Here is a 23,575-nt window from a genome sequence, read left to right as displayed (position 1 = left end):
TCCCTAACCAGGAGGCCATCTCATTTTACGCCCACCTAAAAGGTGCATATGAATATGAAAAACCTCTTGTCCTGCATTCCTCTTACAATTTACAACCAATCGGTAACCGGATTCTGATATACCATTATCAACAGCTACTTTTTTGGCAACACCAAACATCTTCCCCAGTACAAGATAATCGGTTTCGTTAATATCATTAATAGAAGGGATATGAGACTTGGGAATTATTAAAATATGTACAGGTGCCTTTGGATTAATATCTTTGAACGCAATAATTTCATCATCTTCGTAAACTATACCCGCTTTGATCTCTTTATCCACTATTTTACAAAAGATACATTCTTTATCCAATTTTTGCCTCCTAATAATAACTGTATAAAATATATGAAACTGCAGTGATTATTGCTAACTCAGTTCTCAATCTCCTATCAATTAATTTCACTGTCTCAAAACCAAAGTCTTTTGCTTTTTCTATCTCTTCTTTTGTAAATCCCCCTTCAGGACCAAACAATATACACACTTTTTCCGGGAGACCGTCCTTGTCAAAGATACTACTAATTGCAACTTCCCCATCCATATCCGCTATAAGCTTTAATCCATCTTCTGACATTTCTTTTAAACATGCGTCAAATCTGTCCATATACTTTATAGCTGGAATTCTAAACCCATTTGATTGTTTTACAGATTCAATAGAGATTTTCTTTAATCTTTCTAAGTTTACCTCCTTCACTACCGAATTTTTAGATCTAAATAACAATATTTCCGAAATACCAAGTGCGCTACAATCCTTTATAACCTCTACCATAGCCTTAGATTTTAGCAATCCAACTCCAACTTGTAATTCAGGATACACCTCATTACAAGTAAAAATATCGGTAACACTACAAATCGCTCTATTTTTTTCGATCTTATTCACTAACACCTTGTATTTCACACCCAAACCATCAAATATAGTTAAAGTGTCTCCTACCTTTTTTCTTAAAATTTTAAAGGCATGTTTGAATTCATCACCTTTCAAAATTAACCTTTTATTCTTAAGGTCAATATCATCAGAGTAAAATAGAAAGTCATGCATTTAGACTATCTACCGAATTGGAATTTAACAAACATTCCACTATATACCCTACTACCCTCTAATTTTTTGTTAAAAAAATAAGCCTGGTATCCAAGATCTATCGATATTACTCCACCGAACATGCTCAAAAACTCAACACCAATATACGACTCAATCCCTTGCGAGATACCAGTTCTCATCTTTTTTATTCTTTCAACAAAATCATAAATGTTCGGAGGGTCAAAATAAACTACTGCACCGCCAGCAAAGCAAGCATGTGGTTTAAAATTGCCTTCTAATTTATTTATAAATAGATATTTTTTAATACCCACCATCACAGGTAAGAAGTTTAGTCTCTTCGCATCTCCCCTCTGAACATATGTCATATAATAATAATCATAATAAGGGATATCGATCTCATCCCTAACTATTATAAATGAAAGAAATGGTTCAAGTACCCACCCTTTCTTTAAAACATAATCATAGAATAAACCTATACCTGTTCCATATTGATATATACCAGCATTTACACCAAAAACATTTCTCCTCGTCTTCAATTCAAATTTTTCATCTGCCTTAGCTATGTAAACACATTCAAATAATAGCAAACCAATTATTATCCATCTCTTCATAATTCACCAAAATCATATACAATACTAATTTACATTTATATAAGTAAAAATTAAATCCTAATTTTCTTTGGTATTAATAAAATTACATGAATGACTAAGTTTTTCCAAGGTTTTAGTGCCGAGGGCGAGACTCGAACTCGCACGGAGTAAAAACCCCGAGGGATTTTAAGTCCCTTGCGTCTACCAATTCCGCCACCTCGGCAAATGTCAACCCAAGAGGCGACGGCCGGATTCGAACCGGCGAATCGCGGTTTTGCAGACCGCTCCCTTAGCCACTTGGGTACGTCGCCATTCAAAAAACAATTACTTAATTTATAAAAATTCATACCCTTTTACAATTCATATAATCTTTAAAAATATCAATAAAATCCAGCTAAAATTAATCCCAATCCTATTATTCCAATGAATAAAAAGTAGAATCTAAATATTCTGTCACCCTCTTCAAGGAATCTACTATAGGACTTCCTTACTCTTTCACCAGAAATCAAATACATTACACCATCTATAAACAAAAATAAACCTATAATGAGGATAAATATCTTTAGTTTAGTCCGGTGTCTAAAATATAATATCCCAAGTCCCAATATTATTTCAGCAATTCCAATTGGTATAAAAAATTCCCTTTTTATAATGTATTTCATTAGATTTTTCACAAATTCAGGAAATAGTAATGAAACTATAAAAATAGTTAAAAATATTAACCCAATAATAACATAATACAAGACCATAAATACTTCCTATTCAACCAATCCAATCTAGAATCCTGTTCAATATCGGGGTTTTAACGTATATTGCGTCAAAGGGACAAGCTTCCTGACAGCAAAAACACCCAATACACAAATTATAATCAAATCTCAAAAATTTTTCCCCGTTCTTGGACACCCAATTAATTGCTTTTGGGTCTACCGAACACTGGTTAATACAAATCCCACACTTTTTACATCTATTGTGATCAACCACAGGTTTCCTTATTAATAATCTCCTTAGAAACGGAATACTTGCTAAATTACCCATTCCAATTCTAGAAACACTGCTTGTATTAAAGCTTAATGTTCTAAAGTTTTCTATAGAATCTCCTATTACTTCAATGTCTTCTAACCTTGATACACCAAGACCAAGAATCTCTCCCCATTTATTGGTCGGAATTTCTTGCGGATCAATGTTAACAATATAAGATAACACGGAATCAATAGCAACCGGATCGTCAGAAATTACTATTAGCCCAAGATTGTATCTTTTACCAGCTCCAGGACCATTACCTTCCATTGCATCAATAGCATCAACGATATATAATCGAGGCTTTATTATTAGGTTTAAATCTATAAGCATTTGAGAAAAACTCTCAGGATTGGAGAAAATGACATGAAGCTCAGCTTTTTTCAAGCCTGGAATACAACCAAGCTGATTCTTTACAGCACAGGTAATCCCTGTCAACTGGTGAGTTTTAAATTTAGGTAAGCTTACGATACCATCTGCTTCAAGTACACCATTGGCAATAAATAATCTCTTACTCCTATAAGTATTAGAAGCAAAAACCTCTTTACCATTTTCAAAGTCAACAAAAGGAATTCCCATCTCATCAGCAACTTCTTTAAGTCCCGCTCTCTGAGCAACTTTTTCTGGTTTTCCAAATCCAGGAGAGTCACCATACACCAACTGAACACCAAAATCCCTCAGTACTTTTGCCACTGCTTTAAAAAACAATGGATAGGTAGTAACACATTTTTCAGGTAAAGATGCTTTTAATAGATTTGGCTTTAGTAAAATCTTCTCTCCTTTTTTAAAAAACCTCTCAACCCCACCTGCAAGCTCAATACCGTAATGAATCTTGGAAACAAGCTTATTAAAATTATATCCTTCACATCCAATAATGACAACCCTGGATCTCATTTTTCCCATATTTTTATTCTATTTTTATTTTTACTTTTGCCCAGATTGGGGAATAATCACTCGCCTCCTGAGCTATATCTTCATTCATAATCAAAAACTCCACGGGCTCAAAATAATCATTTATATAAATAAAGTTCATTATATTCACTAAATCATTTACATAGTCAACACTTTCAGCATCAATTCTGGCTGAACTCATTTCGTATAGATAATAAGACATGTCACTCATTATTTTATCATCTGGAGGATTCTTAAAACATGTTGAAGCAACGATATAATTATTAATTCCTCTTTTCATAATCAAATCAATTATTTTCTTAAAATCGTCATGAAAAGAGGACGAATCACCTAAGAAATAGATGCCATAAGAATGAATTTTTTTATATCCTATTTTTGTAGTCGCATGAAGTATGCCGTAGGTGATGTTGTTACCTTCCTTATTTACCTGTAATTCCGAAAACTCTATTGGATATCTGGTAAGAATAGCAAAACCGTTCCATCCACCATCATGTTCTATAAGCTTTCCAAATGTAAACTCCATTCCTAGGTTTGCAGCTATTATTCTAGCTTGATCATCATAAAAAGTTCTACCCAGTTTATAATCAACATCAAATAAAAATATTAAATCAGAAGGCTTACGTCTTAGAGCTCTTATAATTCTTGAAATACTATAATTACCATCAGTTCCAATTGCATGATTAATGTTATAGCTTATAATATTTATATAATCTCGATAAAGTATTTTCCTTATGTTTTTTTCTGGTCTCTTTTTAAAAACATAATATCCAGCAGCAACAGCTATAAAAAGAATTAATATTATAAAAAATTTATATATAAGACCTCGTCTCTTGGGCATACTTAACGAACCTGATCATATATTAATTTAAATAAACATTCATAACATAGAATTTAATAAACTACATTGTCAAGAAATTGTTTAATCGTGTTAGTGAAAAGAATTATTTATAATACTTATAATCAATCAAATACTACAACACCATGATAATTTTCGATATTAGGAACCATTCTCCACAACTTTTCAATATCTGTTATTCTTACACTAAACAGAAATTTTTCCTTTGGGATTTCAATATTAATCTGCTCCAAAATATTTTTATACCATCCAATAATCCTTTTCCTATCCCAGATAAAAAACTTTGTTGACAAATAAAAATTTTTCCCCAGAAACCCAAAAATTTCCTGTCCTGTAACAAAGGGTATATCGATCAAAAATAGAGGAAGCAGTGATATAATTGCCTTGCCTCCATAATACTCTCTTATATCACTAACCAGATTGGATATTGTAGTTATTCTCCATTCCAACCATTCCTCCATATAATCCATCATTTGTTCTTCATTTGAGATAATTTTTCCAACAACACTGGAAAATCCGACAAGACAATAGGGACAATAACAATACCTTGGCATCGGGTCCTTAACATCCAATGGGTCATTTATCCAGTCAAAAGGATATCCAAGATTGTCAAAATAAATTACATCAGGTCTGATAATTTGAGCTTTTTCTAAAAAAGAATAAAAATTTTCTCTCACCTCAGGATAGTTTGGACAAACTGGATGATAACTATTTTTAGGTATATAATTAATACCTCTATAATTAACGGGTGAATAAAATGAACTTTTCTGATATAAGGACTCATTTTCAAAACAATTAAAATAGAGTCCTATTTTTGATTCTTTATAAATCTCTTTGATACTGGAAATCCTCTTTTCAATTGTTTCGTAATCTATCTCATTTGTAAACTCTACGATTAAATAATTATCCCCTTCTTTACCACTGATTACTTTATTTATATCCTTGCAAATATGATAAAATTCCAACTTTTGATACCATAGAAAGAAATACTAGTCGGAGCGGTCGGATTCGAACCGACGACCTCCTGAACCCCATTCAGGTGCGCTATCCTGACTGCGCCACGCTCCGTATTCATATAACAAAAAGCTATAGCAAATTTAAAAATTATATATCAATTTTATCTAACAAATTTGCTATTTCTATCAACTCTAATTTAATTTTTTGTAATACTTCCAAAATTCTTTTTTTTGATAGAGACTCTTCTTTACTAACATCAACCGATGATATTGAAACATTTCTCTTCATTTCCTTTAAATATTTTTTTGCTCCTTCTATTGTAAATTTTTTTTCATATAATAGGTTTTTGATTAGATGGATTAATTCTATATCCTTTTCTCTATATATACGATTACCGGCTCTATTTTTTGCTGGAGATAATTGAGAAAATTCCGACTCCCAATACCTTAGAACGTGTGGCTTCAATCCAGTAATCTTGCTTACCTCACCAATTGAATAATAAAGTTTCTTAATCGTTCTAACCATACCTCAAACGAATTTCAATAGCACTTAAACTAAAACTTTAATATTATAGCCATAATTAACCGTTCTGTCAAGTATTTTCATTAGCTAATTGATTTCGTTAAAATAGTTCCATTTGCACAGAAATTTATAACATTCTGCTTTAAAACTTCAAAAAACAATCTCTTCCGATCACTGGAGATTTTATTTACAATATTTCCTATATTATCTACTGAATATACTGCTATCCTTGGAACAATGAATTTATTAACTCCGTTGAAATAGTATTTAAAAGGGAAAAATCCGCAAATTTTCTCATAACCAAACTCCAGAGCAAGTTCTATAACCCTCTGGTTTAATCTACCAAAAGGTACAGATAAAGACCTTACTTTAACACCAAATCGATTCTCCAATTCCTCCTTAGACAATTTTATTTCTTTAATCAGTTCATCTCGTGCGAGTAATGTCAAACAACGATGGCTTCTTGTATGTGAACCTAATTCCCATCCGTATCTTATTAATTCCTTTATTTGCAAATCGTCTAAATGTTTTGCTCTGTCTTTTGATAATTTTACATCCCACATATTTTTTCTACCTATATAATCAGTAATAACAAAAAAAGTAGCTGGGATATTCATTTCCTGTAATATAGGGAAAGCATTTCTATAAATACACTGGTATGAATCGTCAAAGTTAATAGATATTTCACCGTCATCATTCAGTTGAGAGATATTTTTAAATATATATCCCCTCTCTTTTAACATTTTTATCTGGAAACGAAATTGCTCTGGCTTTATGTTGTTAAAACCGATTTCTCTTATATAATCTATTTTATGATAAACTAATACTCGATTTACTATTGTTATCCTCCAAAATTGCTTTCTCGGGTTCAATATAATCAAGATAAAAAGATTTTGCAACATTAGGATGGGTTATTTTACTTCTATAAATATTTAAAGCCGTACGTAGCTCACGCGATTCTTTAAGAGCATTGATAATGCCTTTATTTGCCAGCAATTTAATGTAGGGAAATGTTGCATTAGTTAAAGCAATCGTCGAAGTATAGGGAACAGCACCTGGCATATTAGCAACACAATAGTGTAGTATACCGTCAACAACATATACTGGATCATCATGAGTAGTTGGTCTGGTTGTTTCTATGCATCCTCCCTGGTCTACTGCAACGTCTACAATTACAGACCCCTTTCTCATTAATTTTAACATATCCCTAGTTACAAGTTTCGGTGCTTTACCCCCAACTATTAAAACAGCACCTATTAAAAGATCTGTATCCGACAAAAGGCTCCTTATATTATATGGATTAGAATAAAGTGTGGTTACATTTTTGGGCATGACATCATCAAGATATCTTAACCTATCAAGATTAATGTCGAGTATAAAAACATTTGCTCCAAGCCCCGCAGCCATCTTTGCTGCATTTGTACCAACTACACCTCCCCCAATAATAGTAACGACCGCTGGCTTCACACCAGGTACACCGCCAAGAAGAATACCTTTACCACCCTGAGCCTTTTCAAGATATTTCGCACCCTCCTGTACCGCCATCCTTCCTGCCACCTCGCTCATCGGAACTAAAAGAGGCAGAGTACCATCTTCTAGCTCCAGTGTCTCATAAGCTACTGCAATTGAGCCCGTTTTTAAAAAACCCACAGTCAACTCTTCAGAGGCTGCAAAATGAAAATATGTAAAGACAATCTGCCCTGGTTTTATCATCTCTAGTTCTTCTTTCTGCGGTTCTTTTACCTTTACTATCATCTCCGCTTTTTCAAATATTTCTCTTGCAGTCTCTACAATTATGGCACCGTTTTTCTCATATTCTCTATCCGCAAACCCACTTCCTAATCCAGCATTTTTTTCAACCAATACCTTATGACCTTCCTGGACTAAAACCTCCACACCCATTGGTGTTAAAGAAACACGATTTTCACTCTTTTTAATCTCCTTTGGTACACCTATTAACATTTCTTCACCCTCACACTATCATAATTACAATTTATAATATTTTTATATTTCACCAATACAAAAATTAATTTAATTAAGTTTGAGAGAAATGAATTAGAAATGGATGGTTAAATAGAGAGAAATTTAGTATTATTTCACCTTTTTAAAATTACTTCAATCATTTCGTTTTTATTATACAGGAATCGGGAAAGTTCTACTATATCATCGATATCTATTATCTCTACTTTAGAAATTATATCATCAATAGAGTATATTTTATTCTCGTATATTAACATTTTTGCCAAACGATTCATCCTCGATGACATACTCTCAAAGGAGAAAATTATCGAACTCTTTAATTGCTCCTTTGCTTTCTTTATTTCATCGTGTTTCAAATCACCCTTTATGAATTTCTCCATCTCATTATACATAAGGTCTATAACTCTCTCTATTTTTTTACTATTAACTCCAGCATAAAGGCCAAAAACACCCTGATTATCAAAAAAATCAATAAAAGAGTTGATTGAATAGACATAACCGTATTTTTCTCTTATATTTTGAAATAATCTTGAACTCATCCCACCACTTAACATGATATTAAATAGGTTCAACACGTACCTTCGATCATCCCAGATCGGAAATGTCCTGCGTCCTAGGATTACGTGTGCCTGCTTTATGTCTTTGTTAAAAATATAAGTCTTTTCCTTTGGATAAGTTAATGATGGTATTTTAAACTCATCTTTTATATTTTTAGTAGTAAATATTAATTTTTCAGACAATTTTAATACTTCATCATGATCCAAGTTTCCAGCTGCAGAAACAACTATGTTTTCGGGTCTATAAAATCTACTTATGAAATCCTGCACATCTTCCAGACTGATTCTTTTAACACTTTCAATTGTACCCTGTATTGGGAAACCGTAAGGATGATCAGGATACAAACAAAGTCCAAAACAATCATTAAGATACTCAAATGGATCATCCTCTGATTCTTTTATCTCCTCATATACAACTTTTTTCTCAAAATTAAGCTTTCCATCATTTAAGTCATAATTTCTAACAATGTCAGTTATAACATCAAATATGTTTGATAAATGTTCATCAATTGTTCTTACATAATAACAGGTTATATCCTTTGTTGTAAATGCATTAATAGCACCACCAAGTGATTCTACATCGTAGGCAATTTGAAATGAAGAACGCTTTTTTGTACCTTTAAATAATAAATGTTCTATAAGGTGGGAAATTCCATTATTTTCCTTATTCTCATATATCGATCCAGCTTTTACCCATATTCCAAGGGATACTGACTTTACATAATCTACTTTTTCTGTTACAATCCTTAGACCATTATCAAGGGTCGTTAGCTTAATATTTTCCGGGAAAACCATCTATTTTACTATTCTCTATGAAATCTTTTTTTGTCGGAATTAAATTTTCTTCTATTCTCTGAATGAGGAAATCTCTTTCCCATAGGATGGTGGTTATCCGGCGCTGGTATAAGTTCCTTCCTTGTCAATTCATATCTACCCAGACCATTTATCTTCTTTAACTTAACCTCAATTACGTCACCTACTTTTAAAATTTTACTTATATCAGGTATCCTCTTATGGTCAATTTCAGAAATGTGTAATAACCCTTCTTTGCCTGGCAAAAACTCTACAAAAGCGCCATATTTTTCTATTCTTTTCACCACTCCCTTATATTTTTCTCCTTCTACAGGTTTTACTACAGATTCGGATAACATTTTCTTTGCTTGTTCAATAGCTTCCATTGTCGGTCCACTTATAAACGCAGTCCCATCATCGGCAATTTCAATTGTTGCTCCCGTAGTCGAAAAAATATGTTTAACGTTTTTACCACCAGGTCCAATTGCCTCTCCAATTAATGTTGTATCTATTTTTAGAGTAGTAATTTTCGGTGCATAAGGAGAAATTGAACTTCTTGGAGCACTTATTGTCTGCTCCATTATATCAATTATACTCAATCTTCCTATCTTGGCCTGATGAAGAATTTTTTTCATAATATCATGAGATATTCCTTCAATTTTTAAGTCCATCTGTATAGCAGTAATTCCTTCCCTTGTGCCAGCAACCTTAAAATCCATATCACCATAATGATCCTCAGCACCTATTATATCAGAAAGAATGAAATATTCATCATTTTCTTTCACAAGCCCCATTGCGATACCAGCCACTGTCTTCTTAATGGGTACACCCGCATCCATTAATGCCATAGAACCAGCACACACCGTAGCCATAGATGAGCTTCCATTGGATTCCAGTATGTCAGATACAACTCTGATTGTGTATGGAAACTCTTCCTCAGAAGGTATCTGGAATTTCAATGCCCTTTCAGCAAGATTCCCATGTCCTATTTCCCTTCTTGCAGGACCTCTTAAGGGTCTGACTTCACCAACACAGAAAGGAGGAAAATTGTAATGTAGCATATACCTTTTTGTAGCAATTTCTTTATCTATATCATCAATTATTTGCTCATCAAATTTCGTCCCAAGAGTCACACTACATAGACTTTGAGTCTCTCCTCTGGTAAAAAGGCTTGATCCGTGAGCTCTTGGTAAAACACCTACCTCACATGTAATCGGTCGAATGTCACTTAGTCCCCTTCCGTCAAGTCTAATCGTCTTCTCAGAAATCAGTTTTCGCATATCTTTTTTCACAATATCTTCAACAATAGTTTGAACAAATACTACATCCTCAGGGAACTGATCAGCGAGTTCATCTGTAAGTTTAGCTATAAATTGATTTATACTATCCGATCTTAATTTTTTAGATATTTTTGCTTTCTCTCTCCATTCATTTAAATGAGGTAACACCTTCTCAGTTACCAGATTTACAAACTCTTCTGATGGTACTCTGGGTTCAAAAGAATATTTATCAACGTTAAAGGAATTACTAAATTCATTTTGAAATCTAATTAATTCCCTTATTCCTTCTTGGGCAAATTCAATAGCAGATATGAATATATCCTCAGGAATTTCCTTTGCTTCGCCTTCTACCATTATGACTGAATTTTCACTCCCTGCTACAACAATATCCATCTGACTCTGCTCCAGCTCCTGAAGTGTAGGATTCAAAACAAATCGATTGTCTATGCGTCCAACTCTTACACCGGCTATTGGACCATTAAAAGGAATGTTAGATATTGATAATGCAGCAGAGGCTCCAAGAATCCCAAGTATATCTCCAGGGTTTTTTTGATCACTTGATATTACATTAACAATTATTTGAGTTTCAGATAAAAAACCATCGGGGAATAACGGTCTAATTGATCTATCTATCAACCTGGCACTTAATATCTCCTTTTCTGAAGGTTTACCTTCCCTTTTAAAAAAACCACCGGGTATGCGACCAGCAGCATAGGCTTTATCAATATAATCAACTTGTAATGGGAAAAAATCCTGATTCGGACTGCTAAAAAAATTTGATGTGGCGGTAATAAGAACCATCGTGTCTCCATATCTTACAACAACAGACCCGTTTGCCTGTTTTGCCATTCTGCCAGACTCTAAAATCAACTCCCTCCCAGAAAATATTGTTTTCTTTTGAATCAACAAGATTCCTCCTTATTTCCTAAGATTTAATTCATTTACTATATTTTCATATCTTTTAATATCCTTCCTCTTAAGATATTCCAATAGCCTTTTTCTTCTACCAACCAGCTTATACAACCCCCTAATAGAACCAAAATCTTTCTTATTCTTTTTAAAATGCTCCGTTAGTCTCTGTATTCGCTTCGTTAGAATTGCAATCTGTACTTCCGTTCTTCCTGTATCCGAGGGATTACTACCAAATTTCTCAACTAATTCTCTTTTCACTTCCTTAGTTAATGACATCTAACTCCACCTCCCTTTCTTCCTTTATGGATTCAATTAATTTTAGACCCTCCATCCTATCTTTTTCTATTTGTTTTTTCAATTCCTCAACAGAGCTGAATTTTTTCTCATCCCTCATTCTTTCAATGAAAAATACCTCCATCTCTGTTCCGTACAATTCACCTTCTATGGGCTCGAAAATATACACCTCTATAGAAAGCTCTGTCCCTTCAAAAGTAGGTCTATAACCTATATTGCATAAACCATACCTATAAAATCCCTTAAAGTGAGATAAAGTCAGGTACGTACCTGATTTAGGAACAAGTTTATGTTTATATGTTAGCCGCAGATTGGCAGTTGGATATCCTAACTCTCTTCCCCTACCTTCACCTCTTACCACAAAACCAGTTATCCCGTAATACCTTCCGAGTAATCTGTTCGCCTCTTTTATATTTCCTTTAAGTAAATGTTCTCTTATTCTGGAAGACTTAATCATAAAATTGCTATCCTTTATAGGATTAATTATATTAACATTAAACCCAAATTTTTTCCCGAATTTCTTTAAATCATAGATATCGCCGCTTCTATCTTTCCCAAACCTGTAATCAAAACCAACTATTAATTCCTTAACTCTTATGTGCCCCACTAGTATGGTTTTTACAAAGTCCTCAGGGGCAATGTCGAGTAATTCTCTGTCGGTATTTAAAAACAGTATAGCCTCCAATCCAGAATTTTTCAGAATTTTCATTTTTTCCTTAGGTGAAGTCAATATTCCGCCTATAGATTCCATTTCCCCTTTTATAACTTTGGGATGAGGCTCAAAGTTAATCAATATCGGATGAGTATTTAACTCTTTCGCTCTTTGAACTACATTTCTTATAATTTCCATATGTGCTCTATGCAGACCATCAAACACACCAATTGTAGCAACAGAGCTTGCATAATGTTTTGGAAATGTGTTCAGTCCAAAGAATACCTGCATTTTAAACTCTCTTTTTAGTATCAACCTCTATTAATTTTAAAAATCTATCTATTTTTATTGAATCTTCTATTTTATAAGGTCCCACTCGTAACCTTTTTAGATTGACGAGATAACCACATGTACCAAGCTCCCTAGCAATATCCTCACCAAGTTTTCTTATATAGGTTCCAGATCCACATTCAACGTATATACTAATTTTATCATGACTAATCTTCCGTAGGGATAAATCTAAAATGTTTACTTCCTTAGTTTCGAGCTTTATCTTTTCTCCCCTTCTAGCATATTTATAGGCTGGAATACCATTAATTTTTTTTGCAGAATAAATTGGGGGTTCTTGCAAAATCTTACCAGTAAATTTTTTCTGTACTTCCTCCAACAAATTAACCTCAATTTCTGGAATATCACATCTACCAATTATTCTTCCCGTTGGATCACCTGTTTCGGTGGATTGACCTAATTTTAAAATAGCTTCATAAACTTTATTATACATTAGAATTTCCTGCATTTTCTTTGTCTTATTTCCGGTCATTATCAAGAGAACACCCTCGGCAAAGGGATCCAGCGTACCACCATGTCCTACCTTCTTTATGCCAGTAGCTCTGCGTATAATTCTAACAACATCGAAAGATGTGATACCAACTGGTTTATATATATTCAATATTGTGTTATTCATTTCCATCTTCATTGTCCGAATATTTTAGCTCCTTAATTATATTCTCAATCCGCTCAACATATTGCAATGTTTCATCTTCATAAAATATTAACCTAGGTATATATTTTAATCTCACTTTTCTACCGAGTTCATACCTTATCTTACCTGCTTTTTCACGTAACTTGTTAATAACTTCGTCCCTTTTAGCAGAATTCTCGTCATATATGCTGATATACACCTTTGCCTGTTTAAAATCTTTGGATAGTTCAACCTTTGATATTGTTACCATCGTACCCAAATCAAATGGATCATCAACAACAATAATCTCACTTAATATCTTCTGTAATTCGTCAGAAACTCTTTTTACCCTCGAAAATGACATATTATAAAAACTCTATGTTTCTGTTAATAATAGAAACTTCAAAATTTGCTTCTATATAACGTTCAACATCATTTAATATATTATTGACAATATTATAACTATCACTTAGCGTGGTGATTCCAAGGCTTACTCTACTCCAGTGACTGTTTGCATTCATTTCTGCTATGGCAATATTATATTTGTTCCTCAACCTATTTTTTATACTACTCACTACAGATCTCTTATGCTTTATAGAATTTACTCCCGGTAAATATAGATCAAGCTGCAAATATCCAATCGTCATATCCTATTCTAAAGTTCTTTTCACCGATTTAACATCATAAACTTCAATTTCATCACCTTCTTTATAGTCGTCAAATCCAGCGAGAGATATACCGCATTCAAACCCTTCATGAACTTCTCTTACATCATCTTTGAATCGTTTCAAAGATTCAATAAAACCGTCAAATATTACTTCCCCGTTTCTCTTAATTCTGGCATGAGCATTTCTAACGACTTTCCCACTGGTTACATAGCATCCAGCCACCAAACCTACTTTTGGTACTTTAAATATCTGTCTCACTTCCACTACGCCAAGGGACTCTTCCACTTTCTCTGGCTTCAGCATTCCTCCAAGGGCAGCTTTTACATCATCTATCATTTCATATATAACATTATAAGAGCGGATTTCAACATTTTCACGTTTCGCGAGGTCCCTTATTCTTGCTGTTGGACTTAAATTAAATGTGATTATAATAGCCTGGGATGCCTTTGCCAGAAGGATATCATTATCTGAAACTTGACCTACAGCTCTATGAATAATATTCACACTAACCTCCTCATTGCCAAGATCCTGTAGAGACTGACATACAGCTTCAAGAGATCCATCCACATCTGCCTTTACTATAACTGGCAATTGCTTTACTTCTCCTTCAGCTATCTTCTGCGAAAGTTTATCAAGGGTTAATTCAGTTGCCTTACGCAGCTGCTGCTCTCTGAGAACTCTCTGTCTTTCAAAAGCTATTCTTCTTGCTTCTTTTTCATCATTTACAACAGCGAAAATGTCCGCAGCCTGAGGCAGGCTATCAAATCCGACTACCTGAACGGGATCTGATGGTTTTGCATCTGTTTTTCTATTTCCCCTCTCATCGAGTAAGAGTCTCACCTTACCTGAAGTTGCACCACATACAAAAGGCTCACCTATTCGCAAAGTACCTTTACGAATAAGTATAGTTGCTACTGGACCATGTCTTCTATCAAGTTTTGCTTCAATTACTGTCCCTCTTGCTAAAGTATTCGCATTTGCTTTCAAATCCAATAATTCAGCTTCAAGTAGTATTTTTTCAAGTAGTTCATCTATTCCCTTACCCGTTTTTGCCGAAATTTCAGCACACTGCACATTACCACCCCAATCCTCAACAAGTACCCCGTGCTCTGACAATTCCCTCTTTACTCTCTCTGGATCGGCATTAGGCTTATCAATCTTATTTATAGCAACAACTATCGGTACATTTGCTGCCTTAGCATGGTTTATAGCTTCAATTGTCTGAGGCATTACTCCATCATCGGCGGCAACCACAAGGACAACTATATCAGTTACCTGGGCCCCTCTTGCCCTCATTTCTGTAAATGCCTCATGACCCGGCGTATCTATGAAAGTTATTTTTTTGTTATTATCAATTTCTACCTCGTATGCACCTATGTGTTGTGTAATACCACCCGCTTCTCCAGCTACAACATTTGAACGCCTAATGTAATCAAGTAATGAGGTTTTACCATGATCAACATGACCCATTACAACAACTACAGGTGGTCTTGGAGTTGCTTTCTTCTTATCTTCTTCAGTATCCTCAATTTTAAAAATTTCCTCGTCGTATTCTGTAGCCTGTTCAACTTCATATCCAAATTCATCCGCTATTAGGGATATAGTTTCAAAATCAAGTCGTTGATTAATAGTTACAAATAATCCCATTTCTATACATTTCTGAATGACATCACTGGGCTCAACATCCATAAGATTCGCAAGATTCTCCACAGTAGTAAACTCCATTACTTTAATTTTCTCTTTCTCTTCTACTATTTCACCCTCTTCTGTCTGCTTCCTGTATTTCTTCTTTGTACTCTTTGAAACCATTTTAGCTTTTGTACGTCGGATCAGATCCTCAACCTTCTTTTCATCTATCTCTTCACGTTTTCTTTTTCGACCACCCTTTATTCGTGTTTCCTCTTCAAAATCCTTCCCGTGAAGCCCCAGCTTTTCTTCTAACTCTTCGCGCGTAATTATCCTTCTGATTGTCTTTTTTTCTTTCTTCTTTTGTTTTTCTTTCCTTAATCTGATCTTTTCTTTATCTAAATCTATATTTATAATTTCACTTCCTTCTTGTTCAAGTTCCTCTCTTTCTTTCACCCTCTTAAATTTTGATTTCAAAATCTCCTTAAATTCTTCCTCAATTTCTCCCTTCTCTTTCTCTGGGATAACTTCAAAACGTTCCTGTTCCTCTATTACCTCGGATACAAGAGCTTTTGTTACGTTTTCTCCTACTGCATAAACATCAATTATAGCATTGTTAAATATTGGTAATGCCATCTCAAAAACTTCTTTTTCAATCTGTTCTCTCTCCCTCTCAGCCTGTTTCCTGAGCTCCTCCTCAATTTTTCGTTTTATTTCTGCCTCTTTACGTTCCCGTTCTTTTTCTAACTCCTCAACCAGTGACTTCTCCTTAGCAAACCTCTTCAAAATTTTAAAATACGTATCATCATCTATGGGAGACATATGAGACTGGCATTCTACCCCTATAGACTCAAGATAATCCATTATCTCTTTATGAGATATGTTTAATTCCTTTGCTACCTCGTATACTCTTCTCTTTTTTGCCATTATCCTTAACTTTCCTTATTTAATCACTTATTATCACTATCTTTCTGATAGTCATCAAGATATTTCTTAATCTCTTCTTCACTGAATTCGAATTCTTTTTCTTTTTCTGCCTCTTCCTCCATGGCGGTGGCTTCTTCTGATGAAACAACACCCTCTTCAGCTTTCTTTCTTGCTTCCTCTAATTCTTTCTTTCTTTTCTCAACTGCTTCCTGAATAATAGCAGTTATTTTTTCAAGCGTTTTTTCGCCTATACCATTTATTTTCAATAATTCTTCCCGTGGTGTATCTAAAAACTCATCCGCAGTTTCAATACCCACACTATAAAGAAGCTTCCATGCATGTTCACTCAGATTTTCAATATCTTCAAGATATATTATCTCACTTGTTGTTAGCTCATATTCACTCCTTTTAATCGCATCAATATTATATCCAGTAACTTCCGATGCCAGTTTTATATTCTGACCATTCTTACCGATTGCAACAGGTATCTCTTCGTCCTCAAAAACTGCCAGGGCTGTTTTCTTTTCCTCATCAATCTCCAATACATAAGGTCTCGCAGGGGATAAAGCTCTTGTTATCAGAACCTCCGGCTCGGTACTATAATTTATTATATCAATTTTTTCGTTGTTTAATTCTCGCACTATAGCCTGAATTCGACTACCCTTTATACCTACGCAGGCTCCGACAGCATCAACTCTTTTATTATTTGACTTTACTACAACTTTACTTCTATCACCTGGATGCCTTGCTACAGCAACAATCTCCACTGTCCCATCGGCTATTTCAGGAACTTCATTTTCAAACAATTTTATTAAAAACTGTGGATCGGATCTTGACGCTATTATTTCTGGTCCTGCTTTCCCCATTACTGCGTCTTTAATTAAAACCCTTATCTCACGACCTCGTCTATACCTCTCACCAGGTATTTGCTCCTCTCGTGGTAGCTTTAGCTCCGCTTTCCCAATATAGATATATACCGCATCTCTCTTTATCTGCCTTATATCACCGGAAACGATTTGACCTATCTTTTTCTTATACTCTTCAAAAATAGTATGTTTTTCTACTTTGACTATTTCCTGTATTAATCTCTGCTTTGCTAAATTTATAAGCCTCCTGCCAAAGCTTTCTGGATTAACTATTTCAATATATGTATCTCCTATATCCAGATCCGGCTCAACTTTTTTGGCCTCCTTTATATCAATCTCATTTACCTCATCAGTAACCTTATCCACAATAGATTTTTGATGATATATTTCAATCTCGCCTTTATCCATGTTAACAATAACATCAAAGTTTGAAGCATCACCATATTTCCGTTCTATCAAATTTATAAAAATCTTCTGGATTATCTCAGATAGTAAATTCTTATCTATATTTTTTTCCCTAATTAACTGTTCAATAACTTCTTTATCTATCAATTTTATCCCCCTTTTTTACCACCTTAATTTAACTCTACCATGATCTATTTCACTATATAAATATTTTTTGTTTTCACCACCCTTTGTCTCAACAATAATACCATCGATATCCACATCAACTAACTTACCCAATTCTGGAGATTTACAATCAGGCAAATTATGAAAAATTTCAATTTCCCTGCCAATATGCTTGTAAAAATCACGATACTCTCTTAATGGCCAATCCACACCCGGTGAGGTAACCTCAAGTTCATAATCCAGATGAACTACTTCATTAAATTCATGACTATCTCTCAATTCATTCGTTATTGAAGTTAATGTATTTAAATCAATACCTTTCATATTGTCTGCTACTACCTTAATAAATAATTTACTACCTCTCTGATTTATAATAACATCGAGTAAATAACAATTATTTTTCTCGACCACATTATTTACAATTCTCTTTACTTCCAATTCATCATATATCATCTAAAATCCACCTTGCTCAAACTAAAAAAGTGGGATTTACCCACTTCGGTCCGTAATTTATTTATATTATGTTTAATAATCAATCTCAATTTAAAGTTAGACGGCAGATTTGATTTTACCAAGTAAGACTTCTGCCCTATCTTTGTTATTCTTTTCAAGATTTTCTTCAAGTAATTTCGATAATATTTTTTCAGCTTCATCATATTGTTTCAATTTAATCAGAATATCTGCATAGTTTAGTAAATATTCGTGTCTCTGAAATTCATAAGGTGATATATCAGTTGCCTTCTTATAATAACTGGCTGCTAATTCATAGTTTCCTCTGCTCTCCTCGACAATTCCCATTCCATTGTACGCACAGGCAGTTAAAAATTTATCAAATTTATATTTATCTATAAATTTTTTGTAAAATAAATACGCATTATCAAAATCAGATTTATAAAAATAACATTGAGCAAGCAATAAAGTAGCAATCCCACCAGCTTTAGTACCATCGTAATTGTCAATTAACTTATTTAATTTCACAATAGCATCATCGTAATCCTCACGTACTATTGATAACTCTGCAAGCCCTAGCTCACCCTTTGCTTCGTAATTTGCCTGATGCTTTGATCTTATCACAAGGAATATAACCATAATCACAATGAAAATTCCAACCAAAGCATATGTAACACATTTACCCTTAGATCTGAGAAACACCTCAGCCTTTGCGATAACTTCAAGCACAGGGTCCTTCTTAATCTCTTTCTTTGTTAGCTTCTTTTTTGGTCTTAACATAGAGTCTCCACATAGAAAATTAACAATCTCGTACCCTCGCCGGGACTCGAACCCAGATCAGAGGATTAGGAATCCTCCGTTCTATCCTGTTGAACTACGAGGGCATTTTTAAAAAGCTAAGAATTTTATCCCAAAAATTACCACAAAATCAAGTTTTTTATGCACCGAATAATGATAAAAATTTTTAAGAAAATTTACTTTACAATAAAATTTTTTATGTTCAATTTTCTGCTGTTTATGTTAAAACAGAAAAAGCAAATCGACAAAATTAATCAGGGGTTAAAAAATGAAATCCAAAATTGTTTTGATAGTTATATACCTAATACTACTTTTTGATATTCTCTTTCCTCAAAATATTGACAGATTATTTAGATTTCCCGCAATTCACGAGGACAAGGTAGTATTTTCTTATGGGGGTGATTTGTATCTTGTATCATCCGAGGGCGGCATCGCTAGAAAATTAACCTCCCATGAAGGATACGAAATGTTCCCAAGATTTTCGCCGGATGGCAAATGGGTAGCATTTACAGCACAATACGATGGCAATACCGAAGTTTATTTAATGCCCTCCGAAGGGGGTTATCCTATAAGACTCACCTATACTGCTACCCTTTCCAGAGATGATGTCTCCGATAGAATGGGACCAAATAATATCGTGATGGGATGGACAAACACAGATAATAAAATTGTATTTAGATCAAGGATGCATTCATGGAATCCATTTCTCGGAAAACTATATCTTGTGAATATTAACGGTGACATGCCAGAGGAATTACCTCTACCACGTGGAGGGTTCTGTTCTTTTTCGCCTGATGACAAAAAACTAGCCTATAATAGGGTATTCAGAGAATTCAGAACATGGAAAAGATATCGTGGAGGTATGGCTGATGATATATGGGTTTATGATTTTGAAACCAAAAAAACAATCAATATAACAAATAACGAAGCACAGGACATCATCCCTATGTGGTATGAATCTAAAATATTCTTTTTATCCGATAGGGATGAAAATAAAAGGATGAATCTTTATGTATATGATTTAAATACTAAAGAGACAAAACAACTAACCTTTTTTAAAGATTACGATATCAAATTTCCATCGATAGGTAAAAAAGCAATAGTCTTTGAATATGGTGGATATATATATAAATATGACATAAACAATAATACTTATAAAAAAATAAACATAGTGGTAAAAGACGATATGTTTATCGGTCGTGATAAAATAATTAACGTAAAAGACTATATTACAGGTGGTGATATTTCGCCTGATGGGAAAAGGGCTGTGCTGTGTGCAAGGGGTGATATATTTACCCTACCGGCAAATGAGGGGATTATAAGAAATGTTACAAGAACACCTGGAGTTCACGATAGAAACCCTGTTTGGTCCCCAGATGGGAAATGGATAGCATTTATTTCAGATAGAACTGGTGAAGATGAAATATATATAATAGCTCAAGACGGCAGCTTACCACCAAAACAGATTACAAAAAAAGCAGAAACATACAGATATAAAATTCTATGGTCACCTGATTCAAAAAAACTCCTCTGGAGTGATAGAATGCAAAGACTCAGATATGTAAATATAACAACAGGAAAAATTATCGATGTGGATCAATCGGAATATTGGGAAATAAGGGATTACTCATGGTCACCGGATAGTAAATGGATTGTTTATTCAAAATTAGAAGAAAATGATATGAATAAAATATATCTATTCTCCATTGAAAATGGTAAAAAATATGAATTGACTGACAACTGGTATAATTCTTATTCCCCGGTTTTCAGTGATGATGGAAAATACATAGCTTTTATTTCTGATAGAGATTTCCATCCCGTATATAGTTGGACAGAATGGAATCATGCTTATTTCGATATGGCCAAAATATACCTCGTGCTTTTAGCCAATGATACTGAAAATCCATTCAAGCCTGAAAATGATGAAGTTACTATTGATGAAAGCGGTAAGAAAAAGGAAAAGAAAGAAAAAAGAAAAAAAGACGAAATATCTGTAACAATAGATACAGATGGGATAAAGGACCGAATTGTTTCCCTTCCCATAAAAGCATCACGCTATAGAAATCTATCTTTTGCCAACAATAAAATCTACTATATCCGCAAAGGAACAACTGACGATAAAAACAAACTATTTATGTTTGACCTTGAGAAAAAAGAAGAAAAGGAGCTTGGTGAAATAAATAATTACATAATTTCTTTTGACAATAAAAAAATGCTAATAAGAAAAAATAATACTTATGCTATTATCGACTTACCTAAATCCTCTATATCCATAGATAAACCATTAAATCTTAACGATATGACAGTAAAACTCGAGCGGAGAAAAGAATGGTTACAGATATACAATGAATGTTGGCGCCAGATGAGAGAATTTTTCTACGCCCCAAATATGCACGGTGTAGATTGGAATTCAATAAGAAAAAGATACTTACCCCTTGTTGACTATGTCATTCATAGAGCCGAACTCACATACATCATTGGAGAGATGATAGGCGAATTAAACGTAGGCCATACTTATGTTGGTGGAGGCGATTATCCAAAACCAGAAAGAATCAAAACGGGACTCCTTGGAGCAAAAATAGTAAAGGATAAAAAAAGTGGATATTTCAGGATAGTAAAAATACTCAAAGGAGCCAACTGGAATAAGGAGTTAAAATCTCCGCTTATGGAACCAGGTGTCAAGGCAAAAGAAGGCGACTTTATAATCCAAATCGATGGGATACGAACAGATACTGTAAACAATATTTATAAATTGCTTGTAGGTAAAGCTGGCAAACAGATAAAAATTAAACTCAATGATATACCTTCGACTTCAAATGCACGAGAGACAATAGTAATACCGATACATGACGAATCTAAATTATACTACTACAATTGGGTTCAAAATAATATAGAAAAAGTCAATAAAGCAACCGGTGGTAAAGTGGGATACATACATATCCCTGACATGGGATCAGAAGGACTTAATGAGTTTGTAAAATACTATTATCCGCAAATAACTAAAAAAGGATTGATTATTGATGTAAGAGGGAATGGAGGTGGTAATGTATCTCCAATGATAATTGAAAGACTAAGAAGGGAAGTGGCAATGATTACTATCGCACGAAATACAAAACCCTCTGTCAATCCCGACGGTACTGTTTGGGGACCCATGGTATGTCTTTGCGACGAATTCTCCGCATCAGATGGAGATATATTTACATACAGGTTTAAAAAATATAAACTTGGGAAAGTTGTGGGTAAAAGAACCTGGGGAGGCGTTGTAGGTATAAGATCGAGCTTGCCTCTACTCGATGGTGGTTACCTCTACAAACCAGAATTTTCAAGGTATGATATAGAGGGTAAAAGATGGATTATCGAAGGTTATGGTGTAGAACCAGATATATACGTTGACAATGATCCAGCCCTCGAATACGAAGGAATAGACCAACAGTTGAATAAAGCTATTGAAGTAATTATGGAAGAATTAAAGACAAAAGAGAAAACCATACCACCTCCGCCACCTTATCCAGAAAGATAAAATCAACTCCCTCTGGTTCTTTCGGGGACTATTTATCTAAAAAATTTTCCTTCTTATATGGCAGTAAGGTTTTTCATTTCTTATGTCATAATAATCCTGATGATAATCTTCTGCTTTCCAGAATCTTGTCGCTTTTTCAAGTCTTGTAGCCACTTTATATCCCATTTCCCTGAGAATTTTTATATAAAGTTCCGCTGTTTTCCTTTGTATTTGATCAATGTAAAAAATATATGATAGATATTGACTGCCTATATCGGTTCCCTGCCCATCCATTTGGGTAAAATCGTGGATTTCAAAAAAGACCTTTATAAGTTCTTCATAGGTAATAATCTCTGGATCAAACAAGATATGAACAGCTTCCTTATGACCTGTATTCCCCTTTTTTACTTCTTCATAGGTGGGATATGACTTTTCACCCCCGGTATATCCTACGGTAGTATAAATCACTCCTTTTAATCTTTTATAATGATATTCCACACCCCAGAAGCATCCAGCAGCGAAAATCGCCTCCTGAAAATATTCACTGAATATTTTATTATCTACTTCTGTAATTTTGTTAACATACAGCTCAATACCACCAGATTTTACTCCTACTTCTGTACCACATTTATCACATTGTATCAAATCTCCATCTGAAAAAATATTAATTTCCCTATCATAAAATTCTAATTTGCTCGATTTTATCTCTTCCAGATCTTGAAACCTGAATAAAAAACTTTGACAATTTTTACAAATATACACTGGATCGTAATCTGAATTGCAAACTAAATTACTATTCATTTTTATTACCTTT

At 34.0% G+C, this 23,575-nt stretch carries 23 protein-coding genes and 4 tRNA genes; 1 reads left to right on the top strand and 26 read right to left on the bottom strand.

Annotated elements, in window-relative coordinates; translation table 11 throughout:
- Positions 1–3: 3 nt before the first annotated feature.
- From H0Z29_06575 to H0Z29_06455, 25 genes are all read right to left on the bottom strand, one after another.
- Positions 4–351: a histidine triad nucleotide-binding protein gene (locus tag H0Z29_06575; protein ID MBO8131165.1), complete on the bottom strand. Its 348-nt coding sequence runs from the start codon at positions 349–351 to the stop codon at positions 4–6.
- Between the two features lie 10 nt (positions 352–361).
- On the bottom strand, positions 362–1,075 hold the full coding sequence (locus tag H0Z29_06570; GenBank protein ID MBO8131164.1) for a 16S rRNA (uracil(1498)-N(3))-methyltransferase: 714 nt from the start codon (positions 1,073–1,075) through the stop codon (positions 362–364).
- Between the two features lie 5 nt (positions 1,076–1,080).
- Complete coding sequence (locus H0Z29_06565; protein MBO8131163.1) at positions 1,081–1,686, bottom strand: hypothetical protein; 606 nt, start codon at positions 1,684–1,686, stop codon at positions 1,081–1,083.
- Positions 1,687–1,802: 116 nt separating this feature from the next.
- Positions 1,803–1,888 (bottom strand) — tRNA-Leu (locus H0Z29_06560).
- 15 nt (positions 1,889–1,903) lie between these two features.
- Positions 1,904–1,976, bottom strand: a tRNA-Cys gene (locus H0Z29_06555).
- 69 nt (positions 1,977–2,045) lie between these two features.
- Entirely contained in the window at positions 2,046–2,414 is a 369-nt protein-coding gene (locus H0Z29_06550; protein ID MBO8131162.1) for a DUF2065 family protein, read from the bottom strand.
- 13 nt (positions 2,415–2,427) lie between these two features.
- A complete protein-coding gene (locus H0Z29_06545; protein ID MBO8131161.1) occupies positions 2,428–3,576 on the bottom strand; it encodes a DUF362 domain-containing protein in 1,149 nt (382 codons plus the stop codon).
- A 13-nt stretch (positions 3,577–3,589) separates the two neighbouring features.
- A complete protein-coding gene (locus H0Z29_06540; GenBank protein MBO8131160.1) occupies positions 3,590–4,432 on the bottom strand; it encodes a hypothetical protein in 843 nt (280 codons plus the stop codon).
- A 122-nt stretch (positions 4,433–4,554) separates the two neighbouring features.
- Positions 4,555–5,415, bottom strand: a complete 861-nt coding sequence (locus H0Z29_06535) for a hypothetical protein (protein MBO8131159.1) — start codon at positions 5,413–5,415, stop codon at positions 4,555–4,557.
- A 28-nt stretch (positions 5,416–5,443) separates the two neighbouring features.
- Positions 5,444–5,518, bottom strand: a tRNA-Pro gene (locus tag H0Z29_06530).
- 36 nt (positions 5,519–5,554) lie between these two features.
- A complete protein-coding gene (locus H0Z29_06525) occupies positions 5,555–5,932 on the bottom strand; it encodes a MerR family transcriptional regulator (GenBank protein MBO8131158.1) in 378 nt (125 codons plus the stop codon).
- Between the two features lie 80 nt (positions 5,933–6,012).
- Entirely contained in the window at positions 6,013–6,672 is a 660-nt protein-coding gene (locus H0Z29_06520; GenBank protein ID MBO8131157.1) for a polysaccharide deacetylase family protein, read from the bottom strand.
- A 67-nt stretch (positions 6,673–6,739) separates the two neighbouring features.
- Positions 6,740–7,891: an alanine dehydrogenase gene (gene ald, locus H0Z29_06515; protein ID MBO8131156.1), complete on the bottom strand. Its 1,152-nt coding sequence runs from the start codon at positions 7,889–7,891 to the stop codon at positions 6,740–6,742.
- Between the two features lie 134 nt (positions 7,892–8,025).
- Positions 8,026–9,261: an insulinase family protein gene (locus H0Z29_06510; protein ID MBO8131155.1), complete on the bottom strand. Its 1,236-nt coding sequence runs from the start codon at positions 9,259–9,261 to the stop codon at positions 8,026–8,028.
- Positions 9,262–9,269: 8 nt separating this feature from the next.
- Positions 9,270–11,450 (bottom strand): polyribonucleotide nucleotidyltransferase, encoded by a 2,181-nt coding sequence (gene pnp, locus H0Z29_06505; GenBank protein ID MBO8131154.1) that lies wholly within the window; start codon positions 11,448–11,450, stop codon positions 9,270–9,272.
- A gap of 6 nt (positions 11,451–11,456) precedes the next feature.
- On the bottom strand, positions 11,457–11,726 hold the full coding sequence (rpsO, locus tag H0Z29_06500) for a 30S ribosomal protein S15 (GenBank protein ID MBO8131153.1): 270 nt from the start codon (positions 11,724–11,726) through the stop codon (positions 11,457–11,459).
- Complete coding sequence (locus tag H0Z29_06495) at positions 11,713–12,687, bottom strand: bifunctional riboflavin kinase/FAD synthetase (GenBank protein ID MBO8131152.1); 975 nt, start codon at positions 12,685–12,687, stop codon at positions 11,713–11,715. Before H0Z29_06495 ends, rpsO begins: the two co-directional genes overlap by 14 nt.
- 1 nt (position 12,688) lies before the next feature.
- Positions 12,689–13,360, bottom strand: a complete 672-nt coding sequence (gene truB, locus H0Z29_06490; GenBank protein ID MBO8131151.1) for a tRNA pseudouridine(55) synthase TruB — start codon at positions 13,358–13,360, stop codon at positions 12,689–12,691.
- Entirely contained in the window at positions 13,353–13,721 is a 369-nt protein-coding gene (gene rbfA / locus H0Z29_06485) for a 30S ribosome-binding factor RbfA (protein ID MBO8131150.1), read from the bottom strand. Before rbfA ends, truB begins: the two co-directional genes overlap by 8 nt.
- A 1-nt stretch (position 13,722) precedes the next feature.
- Entirely contained in the window at positions 13,723–14,004 is a 282-nt protein-coding gene (locus H0Z29_06480; protein ID MBO8131149.1) for a DUF503 domain-containing protein, read from the bottom strand.
- Between the two features lie 3 nt (positions 14,005–14,007).
- On the bottom strand, positions 14,008–16,578 hold the full coding sequence (gene infB / locus H0Z29_06475) for a translation initiation factor IF-2 (protein MBO8131148.1): 2,571 nt from the start codon (positions 16,576–16,578) through the stop codon (positions 14,008–14,010).
- A gap of 23 nt (positions 16,579–16,601) precedes the next feature.
- Complete coding sequence (nusA, locus tag H0Z29_06470) at positions 16,602–17,996, bottom strand: transcription termination factor NusA (GenBank protein MBO8131147.1); 1,395 nt, start codon at positions 17,994–17,996, stop codon at positions 16,602–16,604.
- Positions 17,997–18,011: 15 nt separating this feature from the next.
- Positions 18,012–18,467 carry a hypothetical protein gene (locus tag H0Z29_06465; GenBank protein MBO8131146.1) on the bottom strand — a complete coding sequence of 152 codons (456 nt, stop codon included), beginning with the start codon at positions 18,465–18,467 and terminating at the stop codon, positions 18,012–18,014.
- Between the two features lie 96 nt (positions 18,468–18,563).
- A complete protein-coding gene (locus H0Z29_06460; protein MBO8131145.1) occupies positions 18,564–19,244 on the bottom strand; it encodes a tetratricopeptide repeat protein in 681 nt (226 codons plus the stop codon).
- Between the two features lie 31 nt (positions 19,245–19,275).
- A tRNA-Arg gene (locus H0Z29_06455) sits at positions 19,276–19,348 on the bottom strand.
- 182 nt (positions 19,349–19,530) lie between these two features.
- Between H0Z29_06455 and H0Z29_06450 the strand changes: the two genes are divergently transcribed.
- The gene (locus tag H0Z29_06450) at positions 19,531–22,782 is read left to right on the top strand and encodes a PD40 domain-containing protein (protein MBO8131144.1); all 3,252 of its coding nucleotides are present in this window, start codon (positions 19,531–19,533) and stop codon (positions 22,780–22,782) included.
- Between the two features lie 36 nt (positions 22,783–22,818).
- Here H0Z29_06450 and msrA read toward each other — a convergent pair whose 3' ends face one another.
- Positions 22,819–23,562, bottom strand: a complete 744-nt coding sequence (gene msrA / locus H0Z29_06445) for a peptide-methionine (S)-S-oxide reductase MsrA (GenBank protein MBO8131143.1) — start codon at positions 23,560–23,562, stop codon at positions 22,819–22,821.
- Positions 23,563–23,575: the final 13 nt, after the last annotated feature.

The sequence above is a fragment of the Candidatus Neomarinimicrobiota bacterium genome (assembly GCA_017656425.1).
GTDB lineage: Bacteria > Fidelibacterota > UBA2242 > UBA2242 > B5-G15 > JACDNV01.
The sequence above is the reverse complement of the archived record's forward strand: the minus strand, read 5'-3'. Positions and strand labels throughout refer to the sequence as shown.